The following is a 23771-nucleotide window of genomic DNA, read 5'->3' as shown; positions in this document are numbered from 1 at the left end:
AGCGGCAGACGGCCGCGGCCGCGGCCGGCGCGGCCCCGGAAACCTCCGGCCCGCCGCCCACGCCCAGAAAGTCCATGGAGGGAGGAGACACGCAGAAGAGCCGGAAGTGCAGCATCCCCCGTGCAGGCGCGGGTGCGGCGGCGCGCGGCAGGCGGCTGTGGGCCGTCGGCTGTCGGCTTACGGGCGCCGCTCGCCCAGCTCGGTCCCGTACCCGGGCCCACGTAGGGGGACCCGCAGTGCGGCGAGCCGCTGTTCGAACGGCACCGTCACCCCGAAGCCGTCGGCCGGGTCCGCCGAGGTGATCGCTCCGGCCGGCGAACGGGGTGCGGTCGCGGCGGCGGTGTCGAGGTCGAGTGCGGCGCTGCGGCCGGGGTAGGCGGCGGGCGCCGTGAACCGTGCCAGCTCGGCTCCCGCGCGGGCGATGCGCTGCGCCAGCCCTTCCCCGCCCCAGTCCTCCGAGGCCGCGTACACGGCGGTGGGCAGGACGAGCGCGCGCAGGTAGGTGAAGAGCGGACGCAGCGCGTGCTCGGTGACCAGGGAGTGGCGGGCCGTGCCACCGGTGGCGCCGAGGAGCACCGGCTTGGCGGTGAGGGAGTCCTTGTCGATCAGGTCGAAGAAGGACTTGAACAGGCCGCTGTACGAGCCGGAGAACACCGGTGTCACGGCGATCAGGCCGTCCGCGGCGGCCACCGCGTCGAGCGCGGCGGCCAGCCGGGCGGACGGGAACCCGGTGACGAAGTGCTGGGCGATCTCGGTCGCAAGCTCCCTCAGTTCGATGACTTCGGTCGCGGCGTCCACGTGATCCAGGGTCGCGGCCGCGAGCCGGTCGGCGAGCAGCCGCGTGGAGGAGGGCGAGCTCAGTCCCGCCGATACGACGACGATCCTCATGCCTGCGTCTCCTCCTTCGGGGTCTGTTGAGCCGCGGTCGCGGCGGCGACCCGGGCGGCGTGGGTCGGGGCGTCGGGCACGCCGTCCGGGCGCAGGTTCGCGAACTCCTTGCGCAGCACCGGTACGACCTCCTCGCCGAGCAGGTCGAGCTGCTCCAGGACGGTCTTCAGGGGCAGGCCGGCGTGGTCCATCAGGAACAGCTGGCGCTGGTAGTCGCCGACGTAGTCCCGGAAGGAGAGGGTCCGCTCGATGACCTCCTGGGGCGAGCCGACGGTGAGGGGTGTCTGGGAGGTGAACTCCTCCAGGGACGGGCCGTGGCCGTACACCGGCGCGTTGTCGAAGTAGGGACGGAACTCGCGCACCGCGTCCTGCGAGTTCCTGCGCATGAACACCTGGCCGCCGAGACCGACGACGGCCTGCTCGGGGGTGCCGTGCCCGTAGTGGGCGTAGCGCCGGCGGTAGAGGTTCACCATCTGCTGGGTGTGGGAGGCCGGCCAGAAGATGTTGTTGTGGAAGAACCCGTCGCCGTAGTAGGCGGCCTGTTCGGCGATCTCCGGGGAGCGGATGGAGCCGTGCCAGACGAAGGGCGCGACGCCGTCGAGGGGGCGGGGGGTGGAGGTGAAGGACTGCAGCGGGGTGCGGAACTTGCCCTTCCAGGTGACGACGTCCTCGTCCCACAGGCGGCGCAGCAGCGCGTAGTTCTCGATGGCGAGGTCGATGCCGTCGCGTATGTCCTTGCCGAACCAGGGGTACACCGGTCCGGTGTTGCCGCGGCCCATCATCACGTCGACACGGCCGTCCGCCACGTGCTGGAGCATCGAGAAGTCCTCGGCGATCTTCACCGGGTCGTTCGTGGTGATCAGCGTCGTCGACGTGGACAGGATCAGGTGCTCGGTGCGGGCGGCGATGTAGCCGAGCATCGTCGTCGGCGAGGAGGGGACGAACGGCGGGTTGTGGTGCTCGCCGGTGGCGAAGACGTCGAGGCCGACCTCCTCGGCCTTCTGTGCGATGGCGAGCATCGCCTTGATGCGTTCGTGCTCGCTGGGCGCGCGTCCGGTCGTCGGATCGGCCGTGACGTCTCCGACGGTGAAGATCCCGAACTGCATGGCTCCCCTTCCCAAGATTGTTTATGATTCAACTATACCGGCAAACGAGGGGCCCGGCGCAGGTATTCCTTGGATGGGGTGTGGGTCCGCCCGGCAAGGCTGTCCGGGCGGCGGCCGGGGCGGCGCTCCGGGCGCCGCCCCGGTAGGCGGTGATCGTGCGTAGCCTGTCGGCGGCGGTCAGGCCGGGGCGTTCCAGGCGGTGGTGAGCCCGTCCAACCACGCGGGCGGCAACTCGACGGCGTCCCACTCCTCGCGCAGCTCCTGCGGTGCGGCGGCGAGCCGCTCCAGGACGGCGATGCTCGTGGCGGAGTGGAGGAGCGAATATCGGCCGTGCATGGTGATGGCGCTGCCCGGTCCGAACCCGGCGAACATCCGCTCCAGCCGGGCCCGGTGGTCCGCCGCGAACTCCGTCAGCCGCCCGGCGTACCCGGCCCGCTGCCGGGGGGTCATCGTGCCGAGTACGGCGGCCAGGACCTCGTCCGTCACCTCGGGATCCAGTTCCGAGACGGCGGTGAACGACAGGTACAGGGGTGTGACCGCCACCCGCGCCCGCTCCACCTCCATGCGCCTGGCCCGAGGGCGCTCCCCCGCGGGGCCCTGCTGTCCTTCCGCTCCGACGGCCCGCACCAGGCTCCGTTCGGCGATGGCGCCGAGCTCCTCCAGGACCGCTCGGGCGCCGTCCTCCGCCGATCCCGCCTCCCCCGGCACGCTCCGGGCGGCACTCAGCTCCTCGTGTGCGAGAGCCAGTGCGCCCGCCTCCAGGAGCCCGATCAGCTGCCGCGCGTCATCGGACGGGACCCCCGCCCGCGCAAGGAGCTGCAGCAGCGTCGCCCTCGCGTTCTCGACGCTGACCTCGTCCGGCCACTGCCGCCCCCCGTCGGCCATGCTCATCAGATCCTCCTCATCACTCGGATGGTGCGGTGGGTGCCACGCCTCGCACCCTCGACGCTGGAACGCCCCGGCGGGCGGGGGAACAGCGATCAAGGGCACCGTAGCCCTTGATCCTTCCAGACGGCCCTCAGGGCCGCAGGCCCGCTCGCCGGAGGGCGAGCCGGGACAGGGCGGAGATGACCTGCTCGTCGCCGCGGCGCCAGCCGTCCGCGAGGCCCTCCGGCGGGGCGGGAACGGCGGCGAGCTCGCCCGGCGGTCCGGTGAGGGCGTGCAGAGCGAGCAGGTCGGCGCCCCCGGGGGCGTCGCGGAGGCGGCGGATGGTGGCGCTGCGGCGGATCCAGCGCAGGCGGAGGGGGAGCCAGAGCAGGAGGACGCAGGCCACGGGGACGACGATCAGGCCGAGGGCGGCAAGGAACGCCACCTGGCCGACGATGTCCTGCAGCGACTGGCCGGCGTCGGCGAGCCCGCTGCCGGCGTCCGCCGCCGACCGCAACGGCGTATTGAGGAGGTCACCGACGAGCGGGACCCCTGCGGCCGTCTCCCCGGCGTCGTCGAGGGCGGCGGCCAGGCTGTCGCCGGAGCTCTCCACTTTCCGTCCCGGCTCGGCCAGCATCATGATCGCGTCGTGGACGGCCAGGGCGAACCTCACCGCGGCGGCGATCAGGAGCAGTGCGATCAGGTCTGCGAGGATCTGACGGTTCCGCCGCGCGGGGGTCTGGGCGTAGAGAAGCAACGGCCGCTCCTGTTCCGGTCATGGCATCGAGGAGTGCCGACCGACCCCGCCGGCCGCGTGCGCCCGACGGCGGCGAGGCCCGGCCGGTCGGCTCGACCGTACGTCGCGCCCGGCCCTTCCACCGGCGTCCACGGGCACGGTGCCGCGAGACGATGCCGGGTTGGCTCAGCGCCGGAGCGAGGCCCCTCCCAGGGTCTGCGGTAGGACCATCCCATCGCCGGCGGACACCGAACCGGGATCCGGGCCGCGCCTCCGCGGCATCGGCCGCGCCGGGCCGCCGGCGCTTGCCCGACGGGCGGATGCCCCGGCACGCGGCGCTCTGGTCGTACGACTCCTTCGCCCCCGAGCGCAGGTTCGGCGGCGGCCTACCCCCCTCCGCGACCCGCACGCGCCGGCGCTCCGGTATCCGGCTCGGACCCTGCCGGGAAATCATCGTCGGCGAGCGGGGGGCGTCCTCCCCTCGGTCGAGGACCTCGCCGCCGCGTATCGGAGTCCGAAGGCGAGCTCGGCTCGGTGTTCAAGGGGGACAGCCTGTCATCGACCGAGGCCGGCGCCCTCCCCCGGAGGGAGAGGGCACCGGGGGGCGGGCGTCAGGTCAGCCAGGGCTTCCAGACGTCCTCGTTGCGCTCCACCCACTTCTTCGCCGCCTGCTGCGGCGACAGCTTCTCCTCGGCGATCATGAGGGAGACCTCGTTCTGCTGGGCCTTCGTCCAGTGGAACTTCTTCAGGAAGTCGGCCGCCTCGCCTCCCGACTGCGCAAAGCGCGTGTTGAGGTACTTCTGCAGGGGCGTGTGCGGGTAGGCGCAGGCCACCTTCTCCGGGTCGTCCGCACAGCCCTCGGTGTACTCGGGCAGCTTCACCTCGGTCATGGGGACGCGCTCGAAGAGCCACTGCGGCTCGTACCAGTACGTCAGGAAGGGCTTGCGCTCCTTGGCGAACTGCTTGATCTGGGTGATCTGGGCTGCCTCGGAGCCGGCGAAGACCACTTCGTAGTCCAGGTCGAGGTTCTTCACGAGCGCCTTGTCGTTCGTGACGTAGGACGGGGAGCCGTCCAGCAGCTGGCCCTTGCCGCGGCTCTCCGGGGTGCGCAGCCGGTCGGCGTACTTGTCGAGGTTCTTCCAGTCGGTGACGTCGGGATGGGCCTCGGCGAAGTACGTCGGGACGAACCAGCCGATGTGGCCCGTCACCCCCAGGTCCCCGCCGCGGGTGATGGTCTTCTTGCCCTCCACGTACCGCTTTTCCTGCTCGGGGTGGCCCCAGTCCTCCAGGATCGCGTCCACGCGCCCCTGGCTGAGGGCGTCCCAGGCGGGCACCTCGTCGACCTGGACGGTGTCCACGCGGTAGCCCAGTTCGTGTTCGAGGAGGTAGGAGGCGACGGCGGTGTTCGCCTGGGCGCCGACCCACGATTGGACGGAGAGGGTGACGGTCCTGGAGCCTTCCGCGGCCGCGTACGGGGAGGACTGGCGGGTCATGTCGGCGGCCCCGCAGCCGGTGAGGACCGCGAGTCCGGTGGCGGCGGCGAGGGCGGCCGCGCCGCGTCGGCGGCGCAGGGGGCGCCGCAGGTGTGTGCCGCTCATGTCAGGCCTCCTTCGCGGGCTGGGTGACACGGTCGAGGAGCAGGCCGAGGCAGACGATCGCGGCGCCAGCCACCAGGCCGGTGGCGAGGTCGCCCTGGGCGAGGCCGAGGACGACGTCGTAGCCGAGCGCGCCGCCGCCGACGAGGCCGCCGATGATGACCACGGCGAGGACCAGGACCACCGCCTGGTTGACGGCCAGCAGCAGCGCGGGCCGGGCGAGCGGCAGCTGGACCTGGCGCAGCAGTTGCGCGCGGGTCGCGCCGAGCGAGCGGGCGGACTCCATGACGGCCGGGTCCACCTCGCGCAGGCCCTGGACGGTGATCCGGACGACCGCGGGCAGCGCGTACACGATCGCGGCCGCGGCGGCCGGGGCACGGCCGACGCCGAACAGCGCGACCACGGGGATGAGGTAGACGAACTGCGGCAGGGTCTGGCACACGTCGAGGACGGGCCGCAGCAGCCGCTCGGCCCGGGCGCTGCGGGCGGCTCCCACGGCGGTCGCGAAGCCGAGGACGAGGGTGACGGCCACGGCGGCCAGGACCTGTGACAGCGTGTCCAGGGAGGCTTCCCACACGCCGAGCACCCCGACGGCGGCGAGGGCGAGGACCGCGGTCAGTGCGGTGCGCCAGGTGCCGGCGAGCAGGGCGAGCGCGCCGGCCACGAGCAGGAGCAGCCACCACGGAGCGGCCTGCAGCCCGCTGCGCAGCGGGTCGAGGATCCAGCCGGTGAAGCGGGCGGCCCAGTCGGCGGTGCCCCCGACGACGGGCACGCCGGAGTAGAGGTGGTCGGTCATCCAGGCGACGGCGGAGTTCACCGGTCCGGCCAGGGAGACCGTCCAGGACGCCGGCCATACGGTGGTGCCGGCCATGCGGCCGACGACGGCGACGGCCACCGCTGCGAGGAGGGTGAGCAGGCGGCCGTACCAGCCGGCGAACACCCGCCGCAGCAGGTGCTGTTCACCCAGCGGTACGGGTTCGGAGCCGAGCCGGCGGCCCGCGGCGTCGGCGGTGCGGTCCAGCACCACGGCGAGCAGCACGATCGGGATGCCGGCGGCGAGGGCGGCGCCGACGTCGACGGAGGCGAGGGCCTGGTAGACGCGGTCGCCGAGGCCGCCCGCGCCGATCACGGAGGCGATGACGGCCATGGACAGGCCGGTCATGATGGCCTGGTTGACGCCGAGCAGGAGCTGTCGGCGCGCGAGCGGGAGGCGGGCGGTCAGCAGCCGCTGGCGGCCGGTGGCGCCGAGCGAGGCGGCGGCCTCCATGACACCCGCGTCGGCTTCGCGCAGGCCGAGGGCGGTGAGGCGGGCCATCGGCGGGGCGGCGTAGACGACGGTGGCGAGGACGGCGGCGGGCACGCCGATGCCGAAGACCAGCACCATCGGCAGCAGATAGGCGAAGGCCGGCAGGATCTGCATGGTGTCGAGCACGGGGCGCAGCAGGCGGTCGGCCCGCGGGGAGAGTCCCGCGGCGAGGCCGAGCAGTGCGCCGAGTACGACGGAGGCGGCGACGGCGACGACCATCAGGGCGAGGGTCTGCATGGTCGGCACCCACATGCCGAGCAGTCCGCAGGCCGCGAACGCGGCGGCGCAGGTCAGGGCGAGGCGGATGCCGGCGAGGCGCCAGGCGACCAGGGCGGCCAGGGCGGTGACCCCGGTCCATCCCGCGGCGAGGAGGAGCAGGTACACGGCGCGGACGGCCACCACGACGGCGTTGCTGACGTGGCCGAAGAAGTAGAGGAACAGCGGGTGGCTGTCGCGGTGGTCGATGATCCAGTCGCCTGCGCGGCCCAGCGGGCCGGAGAGGTCCACAACGAGGGCCGCGGGCCAGGTGCCGGCGCCGGGGTGGGCCGCGGCGAGCGGGAGCAGCAGGACGAGGGCGACGCCCAACGGGAGGAGGTACGCGCGGCCGGCGGCCGGGCCGCGCAGGCCTCTGCGGGGGCGGTCCTGCGCGGCGGGCGCGGTGTGGGCGGAAGCCGGACCCGCGGGCCGGGCGGAGGACTTCCGGGCCTGCGCGGGGACCACGGCCCGGGAGCCGGCCTGTGCGTGGGTCGGGGTCGGGGTCGCGGTCATGCGCACCACCGCACAAGGTCGGGGACTCGGGTCGGGGGACGCTCGGGGCAGGTCATGCCGCCACCCCCCGTCCCGTCGGGGCGGGGAGCCCGGCCACGACGGCGAGCAGCCCGGCGTCGTCCACGATGCCCAGGCAGCGGCCGCCATCGACGACGCGGGCCGGTCCGCCGCTGCGGGCGACGGCCTGGATGGCCTCGGCCACGGTGGTGGCGGGGGCCAGCGCGGGTCCCTGGTCGGCCTCGCCCGCGGCGGCGGGACGCATCGCGGTGCGGACGGTGAGCACCTGTTCGCGCGGGACGTCGCGGACGAAGTCCCTGACGTAGTCGTCGGCCGGCGAGCCGACGATCTCCTCGGGCGTGCCGAGCTGGACGATGCGGCCGTCGCGCATCAGCGCGATCCGGTCCCCCAGGCGCAGGGCCTCGGCGAGGTCGTGGGTGATGAAGACCATGGTGCGGCCCTCTTCGTGGTGCAGCCGGGCGACCTCCTCCTGCATCTCGCGCCGGATGAGGGGGTCGAGTGCGCTGAACGGCTCGTCGAACAGGAGCACTTCGGGGTCGGCCGCGAGCGCGCGGGCCAGGCCGACGCGCTGCTGCTGGCCGCCCGAGAGCTGGCCGGGGCGCCGGTCCTGCAAGCCGTCCAGGCCGACCTTGGCGACGAGTTCGGCGGCTTTGGTGCGGCGGTCCCCGCGTCCGACGCCCTGGATCTCCAGTCCGTACGCCACGTTGTCGAGGACGGTGCGGTGCGGAAGCAGGCCGAAGTGCTGGAAGACCATGGCGGCGCGGTGGCGGCGCAGGGCGCGCAGCCGGGTGGCGTCCATGGCCAGGACGTCCTCACCGTCGATGGCCAGGCTTCCGGCGGTCGGCTCGATGAGCCGGGTGAGACAGCGTACGAGGGTGGACTTGCCGGACCCGGACAGGCCCATCACGACGAAGACCTCGCCCTTGCGGACGTCGAAGGTGACGTCGCGGACGGCAGCGGTGCAGCCGGTGCGCTCGCGCAGTTCGGCGGCGGGCAGGCCCGCGTCGGCTGAGCCGGGGACCTTCGCGGCGGCCCTGTCGGGGCCGAAGACCTTCCAGAGGCCGTTCACGGAGAAGACCGGGGACCGGGCCGGGTCGCCGGCGGCCGCGGTGCTGCCGGGTGCGGCGGGGGCAGTGGTGCCCGTCGGGTTCATCCGGTTCATCGGGCACCACCGTCCCGGGCCAGGAGTTCGGCCGCCTTCTCGCCGACCATGAGCACTCCGATCATCGGGTTGACCGCGGGCATGGTCGGGAAGACGGAGGCGTCCGCGATGCGGATGCCCTGCAGTCCGCGGACTTTCAGGTCCGGGCCCACGACGGCCCCGGGGTCGTCGGCGGCACCCATCCGGCAGGTACCGGCCGGGTGGTAGACGGTGTGGGCGACGGAGCGGGCGTAGGCGCTCAGTTCCTCGTCGCCGGTGATCTCCGGACCGGGGCAGACCTCGCGCCCCAGCCAGCCGGCGAGCGGCTCGGTCGCGGCGATCTTGCGGGCGAGCCTGATGCCGTCGACGAGGGTGCGACCGTCGTAGTCGTCCTCGTCGGTGAAGTAGCGGAAGTCCAGGGCCGGTTTCACCTCGGGGTCCGCGCTGGTCAGGTAGAGGCGGCCGCGGCTGCGCGGCTTGGGGATGTTGGGGGTCATCGACACTCCGTGGGCGGGGCGTTCGTAGCCGATGCGCTCGGGGTTGTCGGTGAAGGGAACCTGGTAGAAGTGGAACATCAGGTCGGGCCCCGCGGATTCGGGGTCGCGGCGGACGAACAGCCCCGCGTCGCTGTCCATCGCGGAGTTCTCCGGTATCGGGCCGTCGGTCTCCCAGACGATCACCGACTCGGGGTGGTCGAGCAGGTTCTCCCCCACGCCGGGCAGGTCGTGCACCGGCGGGATGCCGAGGGCTTCGAGGTCCGCGCGCGGGCCGATGCCCGAGTGCAGCAGGAGCCGCGGGGTGTCCACGGCGCCTGCGCAGACCAGCACCTCACGGCGTGCGGTGATCAGGGATTCGGTGCCGTCGGAGGCGCGTACGTGGACTCCGCGCGCCCGGGTGCCGTCGAGTTCCAGGCGGTAGGCCCAGGTCTCCAGCAGGATGCGGAGGTTGGGGCGCTCGTCCATGACGGGGTGGAGGTAGGCGACCGACGCGGAGGAGCGCTTGTTGTCTTCGGGGTGGTAGGCGAGGTCGAAGAATCCGGCGCCCTCGTGGAAGGGCTTGCGGTTGAAGCCCTCGATGCGCGGGACGCCCAGGGCGCTCTGCGCGGAGTCGACGAAGTCGCGCGCGATGGCGTTGCGGTCCTTCTCGGCCACGGGGACGATGTTGTTGAGGAGCTTGTCGAAGTACGGGTCCATGGCGGACGCGTGCCAGCCCTCGGCCCCTGCCTGCTCCCACTCGTCCCAGTCGGACGGGAGCGGCTTGAAGGCGATCAGCGTGTTGTGCGAGGAGCAGCCGCCGAGGACGCGGGCGCGGCTGTGGCGGATGTGCGAGTTGCCGCGGGGCTGCTCGGTGGTGGGGTAGTCGTAGTCGAGTTCGCCGCCCAGGAGGCCCATCCAGCGGCGCAGGGTGAGTACGTCGGGGCGGTCGACGTCGCTGGGGCCGCCCTCGATGACGGCGACGGTGACGTCCGGGTCCTCGGTGAGGCGGGAGGCGATCACGGAGCCGGCGGTGCCGCCGCCGACGACGACGTAGTCGTACTCGTGCTCGTACTCGTGCCCTGTGGGGCCGGGGGCGGGGGTGGGGACGTGCGTGGGGGTGGTCATGGCTGTGCTCCTCCTTCAGCCCGCGAACCAGCGCACGGGGCGCGGGGCGAGGTTCTGGTACACGTGCTTGGTCTCGCGGTACTCGGCCAGGCCCGAGGGACCCAGTTCGCGTCCGGTGCCGGACTTGCCGAAGCCGCCCCACTCCGCCTGCGGGAGGTAGGGGTGGAAGTCGTTGATCCAGACGGTGCCGTGGCGCAGGTGTCCCGCCACGCGGCGGCCGCGACCCGGGTCCGAGGTCCAGACGGCGCCCGCGAGGCCGTACTCGGTGTCGTTGGCGAGCGCGACGGCCTCGGCCTCGGTGCGGAAGGTCTCGACGGTCAGGACGGGCCCGAAGACCTCCTCCCGTACGACGCGCATCCCCCGGTGGCAGCGGTCGAGCACGGTCGGCCGGTAGAAGTAGCCGGGCCCGTCGGGCCGTACGCCGCCGGAGCGGAGCACTGCTCCCTCGGCGAGGGCGGAGGCCACATACTCCTCGGTGCGTTCGCGCTGGGCGGCGGACACCAGCGGCCCGCACTCCACGCCCGGGTCGGTGCCGCGGCCGAGGCGGATCCGGTCGGCCCGGCGGGCGAGTTCGGCGACGAAGCGCTCGGCGGCGCTCTCCTCGACGATGAGCCGGGACCCTGCGGAGCACACCTGGCCGCTGTGCATGAAGGCTGCGTTGAGGGCCTGGTCGACGGCGGTGTCGAAGCCCTCCTCGGTGGCGCAGGCGTCCGCGAAGACGACGTTGGGGTTCTTGCCGCCGAGTTCGAGGGAGACCTTCTTGACGGAGTCGGCCGCGGCACGCATCACCTTCGTACCGCTGGTGAGACCGCCGGTGAAGGACACGAGGTCGACGTCGGGGTGTTCGGACAGGCGTGCGCCGACGGGGTCTCCGGGGCCGGTGACCAGGTTCGCGACGCCGGCCGGCAGACCGGCCTGGGTCAGCAGGCCGATGAGGGCCACCGTGGACAGCGGGGTGGTCTCGCTGGGCTTGAGCACGAAGGTGTTGCCCGCGGCGAGGGCGGGGGCGACCTTCCAGGAGGCTTGGAGGAGCGGGTAGTTCCACGGGGTGATCAGTGCGCAGACCCCGACCGGCTCGTGGACGACGATGCTGTGGACGTCGGGGGTGCCGGCGTCGACCACGCGGCCCGCGCTCTCGCCGGCGACGAGGTCGGCGAAGTAGCGGAAGGCGTCGGCGACGCAGTCCACGTCGACGCGGCCCTCTTGCAGGGTCTTGCCCGCGTCGCGGCTCTCCAGCAGTGCGATGCGTTCGCGGTCGCGCTGGAGCAGGTCGGCGGTGCGGCGCAGGAGCGCGGCCCGCTCCGCGACGGGGGTCCGGGGCCACTCCCCTCCGTCGAAGGCGGAGCGTGCGGCGCTGACGGCCGCGTCGGTGTCCGCGGTGCCGCCCTCGGCGACGACGGCGAGGACCGTGGCGTCCGCCGGGTCGAGTACCTCTCGGGTGGCTCCTGATACGGCGGAACGCCAGGTCCCGGCGATGTGGATGGTCTGCTGCTCGGACACGACGCGCTGTACCTCCGATTCCCGCCACCGCGGCCTACCCGCGGTGGTGCTGCTCGGGCGCGCCTGCCCCAGTCCTCGGAAGCCATGTCCCATCCGTCACTGCAAGTGACGGGAGTCACTCCCCGCCACCTGCCGAACATTTGGGACATAACGCGATTAATACGACACGCCCTGGAGGCTGGCCGGCCGCGGGGTGGCCGGTCAGGGTGTGACGACGGGAAACGCGTTGTCCGGTTCGGTGGCGCAGGAGGAGGAGCCGGCGCAGGAGCCGACGGGCGGCGGCGATGCCGCGCGGAGGCGTTCGAGGTGGGCGGCCGAAGCTGGGCCACTGCGGGGGGGGCAGGGTTCCCACAGGCCTCGCGCCACCGCCTCGTCGTGTGCCACCGCCTCGTCGGGTCCCACCGCCTCGTCGGGTGCTGCCGCCTCGTCGGGTGCTGCCGCCGAGACCCTCAGCCGCCGTTCGCCAGCAGGAGGTGGCGCTCGTCCGCGGTGAGACCGCCGCGCACACCGTGCGGGACCCGATCGGCAAGGGCCCGGCGCCTGCACGGGAGCCGAACGGGGCAGCGGTGGCACACCGCCTTGGCGGCCTCCTCGCGGGCACGGGCGGTCTCGGCCTGCTCATTCGCACCCCGTTCGAAGACGTCCCGGGCCCCGGAGCGGCACGGTCCGTCGAGCGGCGCATCGTGGCGGGGATCGAGGAGTACGTCCGTACGGGAGATGTCGGTCACGCCCGGCTTCCTTCCGGCAGGAGCGGTCCGTCGTGACCGCCTGGTCCCGCGCGTATCACCGGAAACTCAGCATCCATGCGTCGCGGGGCAGGCAGGCCTGGTGCAGGTGCCGGTGCCGGTGCCGATGCGAGGCCGGTGCCGATGCCGGTCCCCGGCCCTCACCGAGCGCCACCGTCCAGGCGGAAGCGGCCCACCGTCCACGGAGGCGCGCGGAGCGGTGGGGCGACGGGGCGTCAGTCCCCCTCGTCGTACCAGTCGCCGAAGTCCAGAGCGCGCTCGAGGACGTCCCCCATCGGGTCGTCGACCTGCCCGCCCTCCCGACCTGCGGATTCTCCGTGGGGTGTCGGGGCGCCTTGGCGTAGTCTCCCTCTGCGCGCTCAGCTTCTGGTGCCGTCGTTCCGTGCCCGTGGGGGGTCCACACCATCATGTCCGTCTCCGATCCCGGCGTTCTGCGCCCCCGACCGCCCATGGCCCACCCGGCCCCCGGTCCCGGACGTGCGCTGCTCGGGGTGCTGCACGCCGTGCTGACGGCAGCCGCCGCAGGCGATGCCCTCTCCCTGTACGCCGGCTTCCGGGCGCACTCCGCGGTGGAAGGGGACGGGGAGTCCGCCTTCCTCTCCGAGGACCGGTGGCAGGCCGTCGACACGCTGTTCTTCAGGGTGGACCAGCTCCAGATGATGGCCTTGCTCGCCTGCGCGGCCGTGTTCATCACCTGGTTCCACCGCATCCGGCAGAGGGCCGGTGTGCTCGCGCCCACCGCGTTCCGGCGGGGCCCGGGCTGGGCGATCGGTGGCTGGTTCGTTCCGGTGGCCTGCTTCTGGCTGCCCTACCGGATCGCCTCCGAGGCCTGGACGGTAGGCCTGCGGGGCGCCAAGGGCCCCTTCTGGCCGTTGAACCTCTGGTGGGCGTCGTTCGCGGGCTCGCTCCTGCTGGGCCGGTACGCGAGCGTGCGCCACCGGCGGGCCGACGAACTCGGGTCCTTCCTCGACGCGGTGACCCTGGGCATGGTGGCCGACGGCCTGAGCATCGTCGCGGCCGGGGCGGCCGTTTTCTTCGCCGCCCGCCTGACACGCATGCTGGAGCCGGAAAGGGACCCGGCCGCCGGCCGGTGAGCCGCGCGCCTGCCCATACCGCTGCCGCCCGGCCCGCCCCACTCCGATGAGCCTTCCGTCGTGACGGGGTGACGGGGGCGGGCAGCTTGAGGTGGGCGGCTCGGTCTCCGAAGGGCCTGCCCGTTCGTGGCGCACGGACGGCTGCGCGTCGCGTCCGTTCAGGGTGTTCGGGCAAGAAGCCGAGGCCGAGACCGGGTTCGGGGCCCGGGGGACTGCGGAGCTCCGGAGCTGCGGAGCTCCGGAGCCGCCACGGTCAGAGCCGCCAGTAGGCACCCGCACGGGAGTCGACGTGCACCACGTGCCGACCGACGCGCACCACGTGGTGGTCCGGGCCGGACCAGGAGCCGGTGCCGCCCTCCGCCCCGGGCAATGGGGTCCAGATCTCCAGGAAGGTGCTCCCGTCCGGGTTGGCCCCCCGCTCGACGAGGTCCGCACCGTGCCACCGGAAGGTGCCGGTGTCGTCGCCGGGCTCACCGGTGAGGTGGTGGAAGCGCACCTGGGAGCCGTCGAAGGAGGTCGTACCGGCGAATCCCCGGCTGTCGGCGTAGTAGGGCCCGGCCTGGAGCCACACCACTTCGTCGTCCCGGTCCTCGACGAGCGGCCCGCCGTTGCGGCTGACGCCGCGGCGCCGCCAGGCTCCGTGTTCCGGTACCGGGACGCCGTCCCCGGGCTCCCTGCCCGGCTCCCGCTCCCCGTCAGGCGCGGTCATCGGCGGCGGCGGTCGGGCCGTCGTGGTCGTCCACGGCCAGCAGAGTCAGCGGTACGTTGCCGCGTACCGCCTGCGAGTACGGGCAGACCTCGTCCGCCCGGTGCAGCAGGGGGCGGAGGTCGGCCGCCCGCCATCCAGGCAGGCTGACGGTGAGGCACACCGCGAGGCCGTATCCCGCGGGCGTGTCCGTCGTACCGAGCTCGACTTCGCACGCCACCCGCGCGGCGGAGGCGTCCGCCCCGAACTCGGCGGCGACCTCGGCGAGCGCGGAGGTGAAGCACGCTGCGAAGCCGGCCGCGAACAGCTGCTCGGGGTTGGTGGTGCCGGGCACCTTCTTGCGCGGCGGGGCGAGGCGGACGTCCAGGCGCCCGTCGTCCGTGCGGACGGATCCGGTGCGGCCCCCGGCGGCGTGCGCGGTCGTCCGGTACAGGCTGCGGGTGAGTGGCACGGTCATGGCGTTCGGCCCATCTTGCTCGACGAGGACACTGCCCGGGTGCGGACAGCGGGCGGCGCCGCTCGTGCGGCACCTCGCGCGTCGTCGTGCGTAACCGGGTACGGCGCATCTCGTCCGGGGCCTGGGGTCGGCCGCCGGACAATCTAGCACCGGGCGCGCGGCCGGGGTCCCACCCGATGTGGACGTCGCACCCCGCACCCCGCGCCCGCGCCCGCTCCCTCCCCCTTCCCCGGCGCGGTCCGGGGACGCGGACCGGTATCGGCTGCCGGTACGCCCCCGGCGGCATGCCCTCCCACCGGCTGAACGCGCGGACCAGGGCCGTGGCACCGCTCAGGCCGACGAGCGGCGCGATCCGGTCCAGGGGCAGGGCGGTGCGGACTACCCGGCCCCGGTCCGCACCCGTGCCGCGGCGGCAAAGGCCGGCCGCTCCGGTTGAGCCAGGCGCGGCCCCGGCCCGGATCCGCGGCGCCGCGCCCGCCGCTTGGCAGGCGCGATGCGCCGCGCAGATCAGCCGCTCCCCCCGCGACCGATGACCCCACCCGGCACAGGCGGCGTCCCCAGCATGGAGACGAGGTGGACCAGTGCCGCCTCGGCGGCCGGCGTGCCGGGCGTCACCTCTGGTGCAATGTCCGGTGCGGTGCGGCGCAGGTCGAGCCAGCCCAGGTAGGCGGCGTACGCGGCCAGGGCGCGGTGGCGGGCGTCGCCGGGAGCGAGCCCGAGGTCCGCGAAGACGACCTCCAGGTATCCGATCCGGGTGCGGGTCACCCGGTCGACCACCTCCGCCACGGCCGGATGGGCGTCGCGGGCGGCTACCAGCGCGGGCTCGAGGCCGGCGATCCCCTCGTCGCCGAGGGCTTCCAGCAGCAGGGTCCGGGCACGCGTCCAGGGGTCCTCGTGGGCGCCGACGGCGGCGATGACCTCGGTGGTGGCACGCCGCTCCCAGGTCTCCAGAGCGGCGACGAGCAGGGCGTCGCGGTTCTCGAAGTGCCAGTAGAAGCTGCCGCGCGAGACGCCGAGTTCGCGGGCGAGGACATCGACGGCCACGGCGGCGGCGCCACCGCGGGCGAACGCCCTCAGCGCCGCCATGGTCCAGTCCTCTTTGCTCACTCGCCCCTTCGCCATGTTCCGTACAGTAGTGTATGGAAAATCCATACACCACTGTCTGGATCTGCTGGCGGGCATCACGGGGAAGGGGCACCGATGGACACGACGACGGGAACTGCTGCGGGGGCGGACATGGACAGCGGCTCGGCGGCGGCGGTGCGCTCCGTCCGGGCGGCGGCGGCCGTGGCGGCCGGCGGCCTGGCCGCAGCCGCGGCACTGCACGCGGTCTGGATCCGCTCGCCGTGGCCGCTGGGCTCCCCGGCCGAACTGGCCGAGGTGGTGGTGGGCACCGAGCAGGAGTCGCTGCCGCCCGCCGCGGCGACGGCCGCGGTCGCTGGCCTGCTGGCCGCGGCCTCGGGCCTCGTGCTGGCCGGCGCCCGCCCTGCCTCCGCCCTGGGCCGAGCCCGTCCGGTACGGGCGGGGCTGTGGACCGTATCGGCCGTGCTGGCCGCGCGGGGCCTGGGCGGCCTGGTCGTATCCGGCCTGGACCTCCAGCAGGCGCCGGCCCGGTACACGGCGATGGATCTGCGGGTGTACTCGCCGCTGTGTCTCGCCCTGTCCTCCCTGACCGGATACGTCGCGACGCGCACCCGGAGCCGGGCCCGCCGGCCCTGAACCGGACCCGCCGGCCCTGAACCGCGCCCGACGGCCCTGAACCGCGCCCGTCGGCTCTGGCCCGGCCGCCGTGGTCGACCTGCGGGGAAGTCGACCACGGCGGCGGGCGATCAGGAGGTGCGCTTCAGCGTCCAGGTGTTGGGGTTGAAGCTGGGGACGGCGGAGTAGCGACAGCCGCTGGAGTAGTAGGTGTTGGTGATGGTCCAGCCCGCGGGCGGCCACGTGGACGCGCAGGCGTTGACCTGGGTGCCGACGGGGTAGCCCCTCAGGTCCTTGATCTGCTTCATGTTGGGCGTGAAGCCGGAGCCGCACCCGCCGCTGTTCCACCACTGGACGTCCACCCAGCCGTCCGGGGTGAGCGTGCTGGCGCACATGTTGACCGTGTCACCGGGTGCCGCCGAGGCGGGACTTGCGGTGACGGCCAGGGCGGTAACGGCCATGGTGGCCAGAGCAACGGCATAGCGCGTGCGGATCACGAGACGTTCCTTTCTCGGCGCACCGGGATCGCCGCCGACGGTCGGCGGGCCGCGCCAGGCGCCGCGTCATTGCTATCCGACCGTTTCATGCCGCAGAAAGTGACCTTTTGGGCATAACTCGGCAATCGTTTAGAGCCGCCTCGCCTCTGCCCTTCAGGACTCCCTCTCCCCACGACGGCCGAACGGCCCTGGTCCAACGCCTACGGACGTTCAGGAGGTCGCGGAGACGAGCAGGCGGCGGGCGGCACCGGGGAGGCCGCGCACGGCGAACCGGGCCGCACGGAGCCGGGGCCACGGGGGCGGATGGCGGCGCGCGCGGGCCGACGCCACGTCAGCGCAGCGTGGGGCGATGGACGGGCACCTGCAGAGGGGCGCCCGCTGACGGGCACCCCTGGACGGCCACCTGCGCGCAGCGCTCCCCCGCCGCACCCCCGTACGGGTCAGGCGGCGCGGCAGAGCTGCGCGGGGTTCGCCGGGGCAGAGACGACGCGGGCCCCGGCCGCGGGCCGAGGGCGGGCGCCGTGGAGGCTGCCCGCGGGCTGCGCGTGGTTCCGGGCGAACACGACGAGGCGCAGCACCGCGAACCGCGCCACGCCCGCGAACGCGGAGGCCGACAGGTAGACGACCTGCTCCAGCAGGGGATCGGGCGCCGCCACCAGCTGCCGCAGGGCCACCATCGCCATGCACGTCACGGCGTACGCGGCCACCGCGGACCCGGCCGACTGCGCGTGCTGGCGCCGACTCGCGCGGCCGCCCGCGCCGAAGGTGAAGCGCGCGTGGAGCTCGGTGGCGAGGAGGGTGGAGACCACCGTGATCAGGGCGTTGGCCAGCACCCAGGGAACACAGGAGGCAAGCGCTCCCACGGCGAAACTGGAAGCGACCCCCACCCCGCCGCCGCAGAGCGCGAAGCGGGCGAAGGCGGTGATGGCGCCGGGCTGCGTGCCCTGCTGCCGGCTCTGCACTGTCCCCATGATGCGACCCCTCCCACGAACGCGCGCCCACCGCCTGTCCGGCCAACAGGTGCGCCACCCTTGACGCCATAATGGCTCATGAATGGCACCACGTCGAGCCATTATTGACGCCACGTCGGGTCATGGGGGATGAAGATGCAGGTCAGCCGCAGCGCCAAGGTGCCCAAGTCTTTTGCTTGCACTGTCGCGGGAGCCTGAGCCGAAAGTCGCGCCTGAGCCTGAGCATGAGCGTGATGGACGGTCAGGCCCGGTCCTGCATCAGGCTGCAGGGGACCCGACGGGCAGACTGCGCGTGGCCGTTCCGCCCAGCCTCGACCGCCTCGCGCAGGGTGCGGATGCGCCCAACAGGGCGACCGAGACCCGCTGCGGTGCGTGGGGCGCCGAGGCCACGCTCCCGCAGCAGGCAGGCCCTCGGTCCGAAAGCGGGCCCAGCGCCCTCGGGCGGGGCTCGGTGGCACCTTCCGTCGGCGCAGTACCGGGCCGCGATCCGCTTGCGGAGCCTCGGCGTCCGGCGTCATCGGCGGTGCCGAAGGCGGCCGCGCCGGTGACGGCAAAGGGCTGTCCCGTCATCCCCCGGCGGATCAGCGCGCGCGGCGTCGGATGCGGTGCATTGCATGGCGAGAAGCGTCCGCCTACCGAGAGTATCCGGGCGTTCCGACGACGCGGGGTGGTGCCGTAGCTGTCGTCGTGCACCGGCGGGGGACGACCGGGCAGCCCTTGGTGGACGCGCCGCCGCGGGCCGGAACCCCGCGGCGGCGCGTACCGCCCTCGTAGCCCTCGCAGTTGTGGCTCCGCGGACGGTCAGGCGCCTACGCCGAGCACAGTACGGATCAACGTCCGCTGGGCGTCGGACAGGCAGGGGTCCTGGAGGTCGAGCACCTCGTCGTCGACGGTGATCCGGTAGCGGTAACCGTCGGGCACGGGGGCGACGGCCCTCTGGGCGAGCTCCTCCAGATCCGCCGCGTCCGCGCGTCCGGTCGTGTCGAGTGCGCTGAGCTTCTCCAGGCCGCCGGCGAAGCCTCCGGAGCGGGTGACCGTTATCAGCATGGCCGTTCCTTCCTGTTCGCTGGTGTGTCACACGGTCTGCGCGTCGCAGCCATGTCCGCGCATGCCCCGAACCGCGGCGCGCTGTCACGGAGGAGGCGCCGGTCCGTACGAACGTCCGGAAAACGTCGTCGCGGGCCGGCCGGCCACGCACGGGGGAGAGCCGGTGCTCGACGCGCATGAGCCACTCGGCGAGGAAGGCGCACAGCGTTCCGGCTGCTCGTGCGGCAGGGCGTGTACCGCGTCGTCGACCACGATGAGCGAGGCGTGCGGGCAGTGGCGGACGAGGTCGACCGCGGCGGCAAGGCCGACCGTCGAATCCAGCCGCCCGGCCACGACGACGGGCAGCCCGGGGTACGCGGGCGCGGGCTCGGGGTGCGCGTCAGCGCCCGGCGTTCACCGATACGCTCGAGCGCCGCCCGGTCGGCGAGGGCCGCGGCCGACGCCACGTGGCGTCAATACGGTTCGAGCATGACGGGTGTCTGGATGACGAAGTAGCGCCGGAAGGCGTCGTCGCCGAGGTTGCCCGATCCGACGACCGCGCGGCGCTCGGGGTTCGCGCACTCCGGGCGGTAGGGGGCGTACGAGCGCCAGGCCGGCGACCTGGGCCGGGCGCCGTGCAGCCTTCGCCTGCGCGAAGTACGCGCCGGCCGAGTGGCCGACGAGGAGGTACGAGGTCCCGCCCGAGGCCTCGTCGGCGAAGCGCAGCAGTGTGTTGACGAAGTCGGCTTCCCGGCAGGGGAATTCGGGTGCGGGCGTCCGGCCCGTCCCGGGGAGGTAGGGATGGATCCGCCGCAGTCCCGCCACTGCGTCGAGGGCCGGCTCGAAGCAGGCCTCGGCCTCGCGGTGGTCGCACCGGCGCCGTGCAAAAGCGGCACGGGCCGCCCCGTCCTGTGCTCGACGGCGTGGACCGCCACCCGGCCCCCTGGGAGTACCAGCCCCGCGTGCCAGGGCGGCGTGTCCCGAGAGCGGACGGGGCCCGTGGCCGGGGGAACGCAACGCTGTCCTTCACGTCAGAAGCATGTAACGGTCCCGAAGACGGTGGATTCCGGTCGTCCCGTAGTACCGAACCGCAGCGTCGGCGGCACCATTCGAGCCATGTGCAGGCGCACTGGGGCCGTCAGTCGTGCGCACCGCCCGCAAGAACCGGCAGCCCCCACCCCCGAGGAAGTGTGTCGTCGCAGCGCTTCCTCATCCGCGGCCTGTGACTCCGGCGGCGCGGACCAGGGCGGACGCCCGGCCGCGTCCGGCGCCCCCGCCGCTCCGGTGCCCGGGATGCGCCCGGCGGCGCCACCCCGTCCGCAGCCCGAGTCCGACCGGCACCACGGCCCGGCCCGGTGGCGGGGATACGTACGTCCGTTTCGGCACCGGCACGGCATCGGCATCGGCATCGGCATCGGCGATCCGGTCGTCCCGAGGGACTCCGAGCCGCAGGCCGTGGCCACGACCGGGCCGGAGGTGAGGCCTACTCGTTTCACCTTCCGGGGCCGGCCGGCCGGCCGACGAAAACCGTCACGTCGTTCTGGTGCGGCCACCCGGCCCGCGCCCCCGGCAGAAGGAGGGAGGTTGCGTCGCTGGACAGCCGGCTCTCGGTGGAGGGGGAATCCCGCATCGTCGGCCCCAACCCCCCTTGTGATGCGAGGAAACACCGGTAACCGCACTGTCGAGGACTTCCTCTGCAGCGCGGGAACAGCCAGTGGTCTCCTTCGGAACGTGTCGGTCGGGCCCGCTGGACGTCCCGGGCGACCCGACAACGCGGTGAGCTGCGGTGCCGGGCGGCGCGGGCCCGGCAAGACCCGAAAGAGACGCCCCGGGGGTCCGGCAAGCCCGGCATGATCGGCAAGGCCCACCGGGGGTGGGGGCGCCTTCCCCACGAAGCTCCCAGAACGTCTGGTTTTCGATCTCTTCCGGGGAACACCGCGTGCGGTCATAGCAGTTCATCGGATGGAACCGGGGCGAGCCCGCACCGCTCGTCCTCGACCGGCAGACATTGGCAAGGAGAAACCGTGCGCATCCTCTTCACAGGCCCGGCCTCGGCCGGCCACCTCTTTCCGATGATCCCGACCGCGCAGGCCTTACGCGCCGCCGGGCACGAAGTGCTGTTCGCAGGCTCGCAGCCGCTGCACCAGCTGCGCCAGGCAGGATTTCCGGTCGTCGAGATAGGCGACGGCCGCACCATCCGGGACGTGTTCGAACAGGCCACGGGTGAGGAGGTGCGTTACGTGACGACCGACCTGACCTCTGACCAGATCCTCGACAGGGCGGCCCACGGCTTCGCGCTGCTGTCCCGTTCCACCGTGGACGGCCTGCTGGACGTCGCCGAGAGCTGGGGCGCCGACCTGCTCGTCCACGACTCCTTCCAGGCCTCGGCCCCGCTCGTCGCCGCCAAGCTCAAGATCCCGTCCGTGATCCAGAACTTCGGCGTCACCTCCGGCCACGACATGGTCGCCCGGCTCGCCGCCAACTTCACGGAGGCGTACGAGACGTACGGGGTGGCCGGCCCTGCCGAGACCACCGCCCTGAACATCGTCCCCGCTTCCCTCGGGGGTGACCCGGACGGCCTGCGGATGCGCTACATCCCGTACAACGGCGGCGGTTTCGTCCCCCGCGAACTGCTCCGTCGCGGCGCCCGCCCGCGCGTGGCCGTCACCCTGGGCACGGTGCTCACCGAGATGGACGGCGTGCGCGCCATCGTCCGCCTGATCGAGGCCGCCGCCTCGGTGGACGCAGAGTTCCTGCTCGCCGTGGGCGACACCGACCTCGCGCCGCTCGGCACCCTTCCCGACAACGTGCGCCCCCTGCCCTGGGTCCCGCTCGCCGAGCTGCTGACCGCGTCCGACGCACTGATCCACCACGGCGGCTCCGGCACCCTGCTCACCGCACTCCAGGCCGGACTGCCTCAACTCCTCCTCCCCCAGGGCGCCGACCACTTCACCAACGCCGACGCCCTCACAGCGACGGGTGCCGCCCTGCGCTCCGCCTCGGACGACGTCGACGCCGCGCTCATCACCCGGCTGACCGCCGACCCGGACCTGCGCGAGGCCGCCGACCGCCTCCGCGCGGAGAACGCCGCTCTGCCGACCCCGGCCGAGACGGTCCCCGCTCTGGAGGCCCTGGCCTCCGCCTGAAACGCCTCCACGAAGTCGCCGGGGCGGAAGACTCCGGCCTGGAGCCCGGACGACCGCCCCCGGTCCGGGCTCCGGCCGCATCCCGCGGCGTGGAAGTGATCAGGTGCACTCCGGGCGGGGCTCCGCAGAGCGTCCGCGGCGAGGCATCGGAGGGCCGACCCGTCGATGCAGGTCAGCTGATCAGCGAGTCCGCTGGTCAGCAGGTCAGCAGGTCAGCACCATGCGGGTGCGGTTCCCGACGCCCGGTCACGCCGCGCTCGGCCAGGAGGAGGCGGACGGCCCCCCGGCCGGCCTTCTCGCGGGTCACCCGGATCGGGCGCGGCTCGGGGTTGCGCGGCCGCTTTCCAGGGCGCAGGCGCAGCGGGCATGCGAGCGATCGGCAGCGGCCAGCCGGTGGACCCGCCCCCGGCCGGCCTGCGCCGCCGATTCCGCGACGGGCTCGAACCGGTTCCCGCGCTGCCCGACGCGACCCGTCGCTCCGCCGTGCTCCATCCGACGTGCACGAGCCGCGCACGCCCCTCGCCCCCGTAGGCGGTCGGCCGCGTCGCCCTGATCGGCTACGCCCGGCCCGCGTGAGGACCGGCGGGGCACACGGGCCGGCAGCTCACCCGCACACCGGACGCCGCCCTGCGCAACACGGTGATGCGGCTGCCGCCTTCCTCAAGCTGCGATGCGCATGATCCCACGGCACCGTGATGGCGTGGCACCGCGCCCCCGCCCCTGCCGACGGCGTCGAGCCGAGGCCCCGCACGGGCACGGGGGCGGCGGCCGCGGCCCGGCCCGGCCCGGGACCGTCAGGCCGACACGGTGAGCGCGGCAATCTCGCCCAGCACCCGGGCCGCCGGCGCCGGGTCGACCAGCCACTTCAGGTGGCTGCCGTCGAGGGTGCGGACGTCATAGGGGTTGTCCGGCGTCAGGGCGTCACCCTCGCGAATCAGCCGGTCCTGCATGGCCAGCGGCAGACTCGCGTCGTCGGCCAGGCGCACGAAGGTCTTCGGGATGCGACCCCAGGTCGCGGCCTGCGCCCGGTCGGCCGAGGTGCCGACGTCGAGGTTCTCGTCGGGCTGGAAGGTGTTGAGGAAGGTCAGGAACTGCTCGTCGGTGCCGTCGGCAAGGAAGGCCGCCTTGAACGCGGCGAGGGCCGCCGGGTCCGCGGTGCGGAAGTTGACGCGCAGCACACCGAGTTCTGCGGGGTTGCCGGCCAGCGCCAGGCTCAGGGATGCGGCATCGACCTCGGCCATCTCCGGTTCGGCGTAGTAGCCGCCGACCTCCAGGTCGACCGGGGCCCAGGCCGCGACGTAGACGATGCGGTCGATCAGGTCCGGCCGCGCGTTGGCGGCGGCGGTGGCCGTGACCCCGCCGCGGCTGTGCGCGACGAGGATGACCGGCCCGTTCTGCTTGGCCCGTGCCAGGACGCCGATCAGGTACGCGGCGTTGTCGGCGAGCGTGACGCCCCGGATCGAGCCGGGCGCGGCGGCGAGGCCTTCGGGATCCTGCGGTGCCTGGTAGGCGCGGTGGTAGCTCGCCCCGAATCCGTGGCCGGGCAGGTCGACGGCTACGGAGCGGTGCCCGAGAAGGCCGAGTTCCGCCTGGAGCGGCGCGAAGGAGAAGGAGTTCGCGAAGGCACCGTGCACCAGCACGAAGGTCGGGGTCGGCTGCATCTGTCTGCTCACTCGCTCTCTGTCGAAGCATGAGGTCCGATGGGACATCGGTGGCGCGAGCGCCCGCCGGGGCCCCATCGGGACAGTACGCAGACAATGATCATCCAACCAATCGGTACGGCCCCCTCCGGTTGGTCCCTCGGGCGGCGGGGGTGTCTCTATGTCCTCCGTCAAGGACGTGGTGCCGGGTATGGGGTTGTTTGGGGTGGTCATGCTGCCAGGGTGACGGTGGGGGTTCGGGAC

Annotated in this window: 21 protein-coding genes and 1 riboswitch; of the genes, 3 read left to right on the top strand and 18 right to left on the bottom strand. The window is 73.5% G+C overall.

The genetic code is table 11. The annotated features are described in order from the left end of the window. Positions 1 to 177: 177 nt before the first annotated feature. The 10 genes from ACZ6JS_RS34765 to ACZ6JS_RS34720 form a co-directional block, all read right to left on the bottom strand. Complete coding sequence (locus tag ACZ6JS_RS34765) at positions 178 to 888, bottom strand: CE1759 family FMN reductase (protein ID WP_469304001.1); 711 nt, start codon at positions 886 to 888, stop codon at positions 178 to 180. Beyond that, on the bottom strand, positions 885 to 1994 hold the full coding sequence (locus ACZ6JS_RS34760) for an LLM class flavin-dependent oxidoreductase (RefSeq protein ID WP_469303999.1): 1110 nt from the start codon (positions 1992 to 1994) through the stop codon (positions 885 to 887). Before ACZ6JS_RS34760 ends, ACZ6JS_RS34765 begins: the two co-directional genes overlap by 4 nt. A gap of 177 nt (positions 1995 to 2171) precedes the next feature. Further along, positions 2172 to 2885: a hypothetical protein gene (locus ACZ6JS_RS34755; protein WP_469303997.1), complete on the bottom strand. Its 714-nt coding sequence runs from the start codon at positions 2883 to 2885 to the stop codon at positions 2172 to 2174. A 127-nt stretch (positions 2886 to 3012) separates the two neighbouring features. After that, the gene (locus ACZ6JS_RS34750; RefSeq protein ID WP_469303996.1) at positions 3013 to 3618 is read right to left on the bottom strand and encodes a hypothetical protein; all 606 of its coding nucleotides are present in this window, start codon (positions 3616 to 3618) and stop codon (positions 3013 to 3015) included. Between the two features lie 590 nt (positions 3619 to 4208). Next, a complete protein-coding gene (locus ACZ6JS_RS34745; RefSeq protein WP_469303994.1) occupies positions 4209 to 5195 on the bottom strand; it encodes an ABC transporter substrate-binding protein in 987 nt (328 codons plus the stop codon). Position 5196: 1 nt separating this feature from the next. After that, positions 5197 to 7266, bottom strand: coding sequence for an ABC transporter permease (locus tag ACZ6JS_RS34740; protein ID WP_469303992.1), 2070 nt, complete (start codon positions 7264 to 7266; stop codon positions 5197 to 5199). 52 nt (positions 7267 to 7318) lie between these two features. Further along, complete coding sequence (locus ACZ6JS_RS34735; protein WP_469304060.1) at positions 7319 to 8437, bottom strand: quaternary amine ABC transporter ATP-binding protein; 1119 nt, start codon at positions 8435 to 8437, stop codon at positions 7319 to 7321. Between the two features lie 5 nt (positions 8438 to 8442). Further along, on the bottom strand, positions 8443 to 10026 hold the full coding sequence (locus tag ACZ6JS_RS34730; protein ID WP_469303990.1) for a GMC family oxidoreductase: 1584 nt from the start codon (positions 10024 to 10026) through the stop codon (positions 8443 to 8445). A 15-nt stretch (positions 10027 to 10041) separates the two neighbouring features. Then, the gene (locus tag ACZ6JS_RS34725) at positions 10042 to 11526 is read right to left on the bottom strand and encodes an aldehyde dehydrogenase family protein (protein WP_469303988.1); all 1485 of its coding nucleotides are present in this window, start codon (positions 11524 to 11526) and stop codon (positions 10042 to 10044) included. Positions 11527 to 11975: 449 nt separating this feature from the next. After that, positions 11976 to 12254 (bottom strand): WhiB family transcriptional regulator, encoded by a 279-nt coding sequence (locus ACZ6JS_RS34720; RefSeq protein ID WP_469303987.1) that lies wholly within the window; start codon positions 12252 to 12254, stop codon positions 11976 to 11978. A gap of 425 nt (positions 12255 to 12679) precedes the next feature. Here ACZ6JS_RS34720 and ACZ6JS_RS34715 point away from each other — a divergent pair, with 425 nt between their 5' ends. Then, positions 12680 to 13366 carry a DUF4328 domain-containing protein gene (locus ACZ6JS_RS34715; protein ID WP_469303986.1) on the top strand — a complete coding sequence of 229 codons (687 nt, stop codon included), beginning with the start codon at positions 12680 to 12682 and terminating at the stop codon, positions 13364 to 13366. A 253-nt stretch (positions 13367 to 13619) separates the two neighbouring features. Here the strand turns inward: ACZ6JS_RS34715 and ACZ6JS_RS34710 are convergent, their stop codons facing one another. The 3 genes from ACZ6JS_RS34710 to ACZ6JS_RS34700 form a co-directional block, all read right to left on the bottom strand. Continuing rightward, on the bottom strand, positions 13620 to 14075 hold the full coding sequence (locus ACZ6JS_RS34710; protein ID WP_469303984.1) for a hypothetical protein: 456 nt from the start codon (positions 14073 to 14075) through the stop codon (positions 13620 to 13622). After that, entirely contained in the window at positions 14062 to 14529 is a 468-nt protein-coding gene (locus ACZ6JS_RS34705) for an Ohr family peroxiredoxin (protein ID WP_469303982.1), read from the bottom strand. The genes ACZ6JS_RS34710 and ACZ6JS_RS34705 overlap by 14 nt, the downstream gene beginning before the upstream one ends. A gap of 75 nt (positions 14530 to 14604) precedes the next feature. Continuing rightward, a riboswitch (guanidine-III (ykkC-III) riboswitch) is annotated at positions 14605 to 14667 on the bottom strand. Positions 14668 to 15036: 369 nt separating this feature from the next. Further along, positions 15037 to 15651 carry a TetR/AcrR family transcriptional regulator gene (locus ACZ6JS_RS34700; protein WP_469303981.1) on the bottom strand — a complete coding sequence of 205 codons (615 nt, stop codon included), beginning with the start codon at positions 15649 to 15651 and terminating at the stop codon, positions 15037 to 15039. 78 nt (positions 15652 to 15729) lie between these two features. Between ACZ6JS_RS34700 and ACZ6JS_RS34695 the strand changes: the two genes are divergently transcribed. Continuing rightward, a complete protein-coding gene (locus ACZ6JS_RS34695) occupies positions 15730 to 16248 on the top strand; it encodes a DUF3995 domain-containing protein (protein ID WP_469303979.1) in 519 nt (172 codons plus the stop codon). A 110-nt stretch (positions 16249 to 16358) separates the two neighbouring features. Here ACZ6JS_RS34695 and ACZ6JS_RS34690 read toward each other — a convergent pair whose 3' ends face one another. The 4 genes from ACZ6JS_RS34690 to ACZ6JS_RS34675 form a co-directional block, all read right to left on the bottom strand. Beyond that, a complete protein-coding gene (locus tag ACZ6JS_RS34690) occupies positions 16359 to 16724 on the bottom strand; it encodes a hypothetical protein (RefSeq protein WP_469303977.1) in 366 nt (121 codons plus the stop codon). 440 nt (positions 16725 to 17164) lie between these two features. Next, a complete protein-coding gene (locus ACZ6JS_RS34685; RefSeq protein WP_469303974.1) occupies positions 17165 to 17695 on the bottom strand; it encodes a GtrA domain-containing protein in 531 nt (176 codons plus the stop codon). A gap of 801 nt (positions 17696 to 18496) precedes the next feature. After that, on the bottom strand, positions 18497 to 18742 hold the full coding sequence (locus ACZ6JS_RS34680; protein WP_350997202.1) for a protealysin inhibitor emfourin: 246 nt from the start codon (positions 18740 to 18742) through the stop codon (positions 18497 to 18499). Between the two features lie 393 nt (positions 18743 to 19135). Further along, entirely contained in the window at positions 19136 to 19546 is a 411-nt protein-coding gene (locus ACZ6JS_RS34675; RefSeq protein WP_469303972.1) for an alpha/beta fold hydrolase, read from the bottom strand. Positions 19547 to 20745: 1199 nt separating this feature from the next. Between ACZ6JS_RS34675 and ACZ6JS_RS34670 the strand changes: the two genes are divergently transcribed. Further along, positions 20746 to 21867 carry a nucleotide disphospho-sugar-binding domain-containing protein gene (locus ACZ6JS_RS34670; RefSeq protein ID WP_469303971.1) on the top strand — a complete coding sequence of 374 codons (1122 nt, stop codon included), beginning with the start codon at positions 20746 to 20748 and terminating at the stop codon, positions 21865 to 21867. A gap of 794 nt (positions 21868 to 22661) precedes the next feature. On the opposite strand, the gene ACZ6JS_RS34665 is transcribed toward ACZ6JS_RS34670, so the two are convergent. Next, positions 22662 to 23528, bottom strand: a complete 867-nt coding sequence (locus tag ACZ6JS_RS34665; RefSeq protein ID WP_469304058.1) for an alpha/beta hydrolase — start codon at positions 23526 to 23528, stop codon at positions 22662 to 22664. Positions 23529 to 23771: the final 243 nt, after the last annotated feature.

It is taken from the genome of Streptomyces sp. NPDC046349 (assembly GCF_055587885.1).
The sequence above is the reverse complement of the archived record's forward strand: the minus strand, read 5'-3'. Positions and strand labels throughout refer to the sequence as shown.

What these genes read in the sequence shown, in the direction of transcription:
- ACZ6JS_RS34765 (WP_469304001.1), bottom strand. Translation starts at nt 888, where the DNA reads ATGAGGATCGTCGTCGTATCGGCGGGACTGAGCTCGCCCTCCTCCACG.
- ACZ6JS_RS34760 (WP_469303999.1), bottom strand. Translation starts at nt 1,994, where the DNA reads ATGCAGTTCGGGATCTTCACCGTCGGAGACGTCACGGCCGATCCGACG.
- ACZ6JS_RS34755 (WP_469303997.1), bottom strand. Translation starts at nt 2,885, where the DNA reads ATGAGCATGGCCGACGGGGGGCGGCAGTGGCCGGACGAGGTCAGCGTC.
- ACZ6JS_RS34745 (WP_469303994.1), bottom strand. Translation starts at nt 5,195, where the DNA reads ATGAGCGGCACACACCTGCGGCGCCCCCTGCGCCGCCGACGCGGCGCG.
- ACZ6JS_RS34740 (WP_469303992.1), bottom strand. Translation starts at nt 7,266, where the DNA reads ATGACCGCGACCCCGACCCCGACCCACGCACAGGCCGGCTCCCGGGCC.
- ACZ6JS_RS34735 (WP_469304060.1), bottom strand. Translation starts at nt 8,437, where the DNA reads ATGAACCCGACGGGCACCACTGCCCCCGCCGCACCCGGCAGCACCGCG.
- ACZ6JS_RS34730 (WP_469303990.1), bottom strand. Translation starts at nt 10,026, where the DNA reads ATGACCACCCCCACGCACGTCCCCACCCCCGCCCCCGGCCCCACAGGG.
- ACZ6JS_RS34715 (WP_469303986.1), top strand. Translation starts at nt 12,680, where the DNA reads ATGTCCGTCTCCGATCCCGGCGTTCTGCGCCCCCGACCGCCCATGGCC.
- ACZ6JS_RS34710 (WP_469303984.1), bottom strand. Translation starts at nt 14,075, where the DNA reads ATGACCGCGCCTGACGGGGAGCGGGAGCCGGGCAGGGAGCCCGGGGAC.
- ACZ6JS_RS34705 (WP_469303982.1), bottom strand. Translation starts at nt 14,529, where the DNA reads ATGACCGTGCCACTCACCCGCAGCCTGTACCGGACGACCGCGCACGCC.
- ACZ6JS_RS34700 (WP_469303981.1), bottom strand. Translation starts at nt 15,651, where the DNA reads ATGGCGAAGGGGCGAGTGAGCAAAGAGGACTGGACCATGGCGGCGCTG.
- ACZ6JS_RS34695 (WP_469303979.1), top strand. Translation starts at nt 15,730, where the DNA reads ATGGACACGACGACGGGAACTGCTGCGGGGGCGGACATGGACAGCGGC.
- ACZ6JS_RS34685 (WP_469303974.1), bottom strand. Translation starts at nt 17,695, where the DNA reads ATGGGGACAGTGCAGAGCCGGCAGCAGGGCACGCAGCCCGGCGCCATC.
- ACZ6JS_RS34680 (WP_350997202.1), bottom strand. Translation starts at nt 18,742, where the DNA reads ATGCTGATAACGGTCACCCGCTCCGGAGGCTTCGCCGGCGGCCTGGAG.
- ACZ6JS_RS34665 (WP_469304058.1), bottom strand. Translation starts at nt 23,528, where the DNA reads ATGCAGCCGACCCCGACCTTCGTGCTGGTGCACGGTGCCTTCGCGAAC.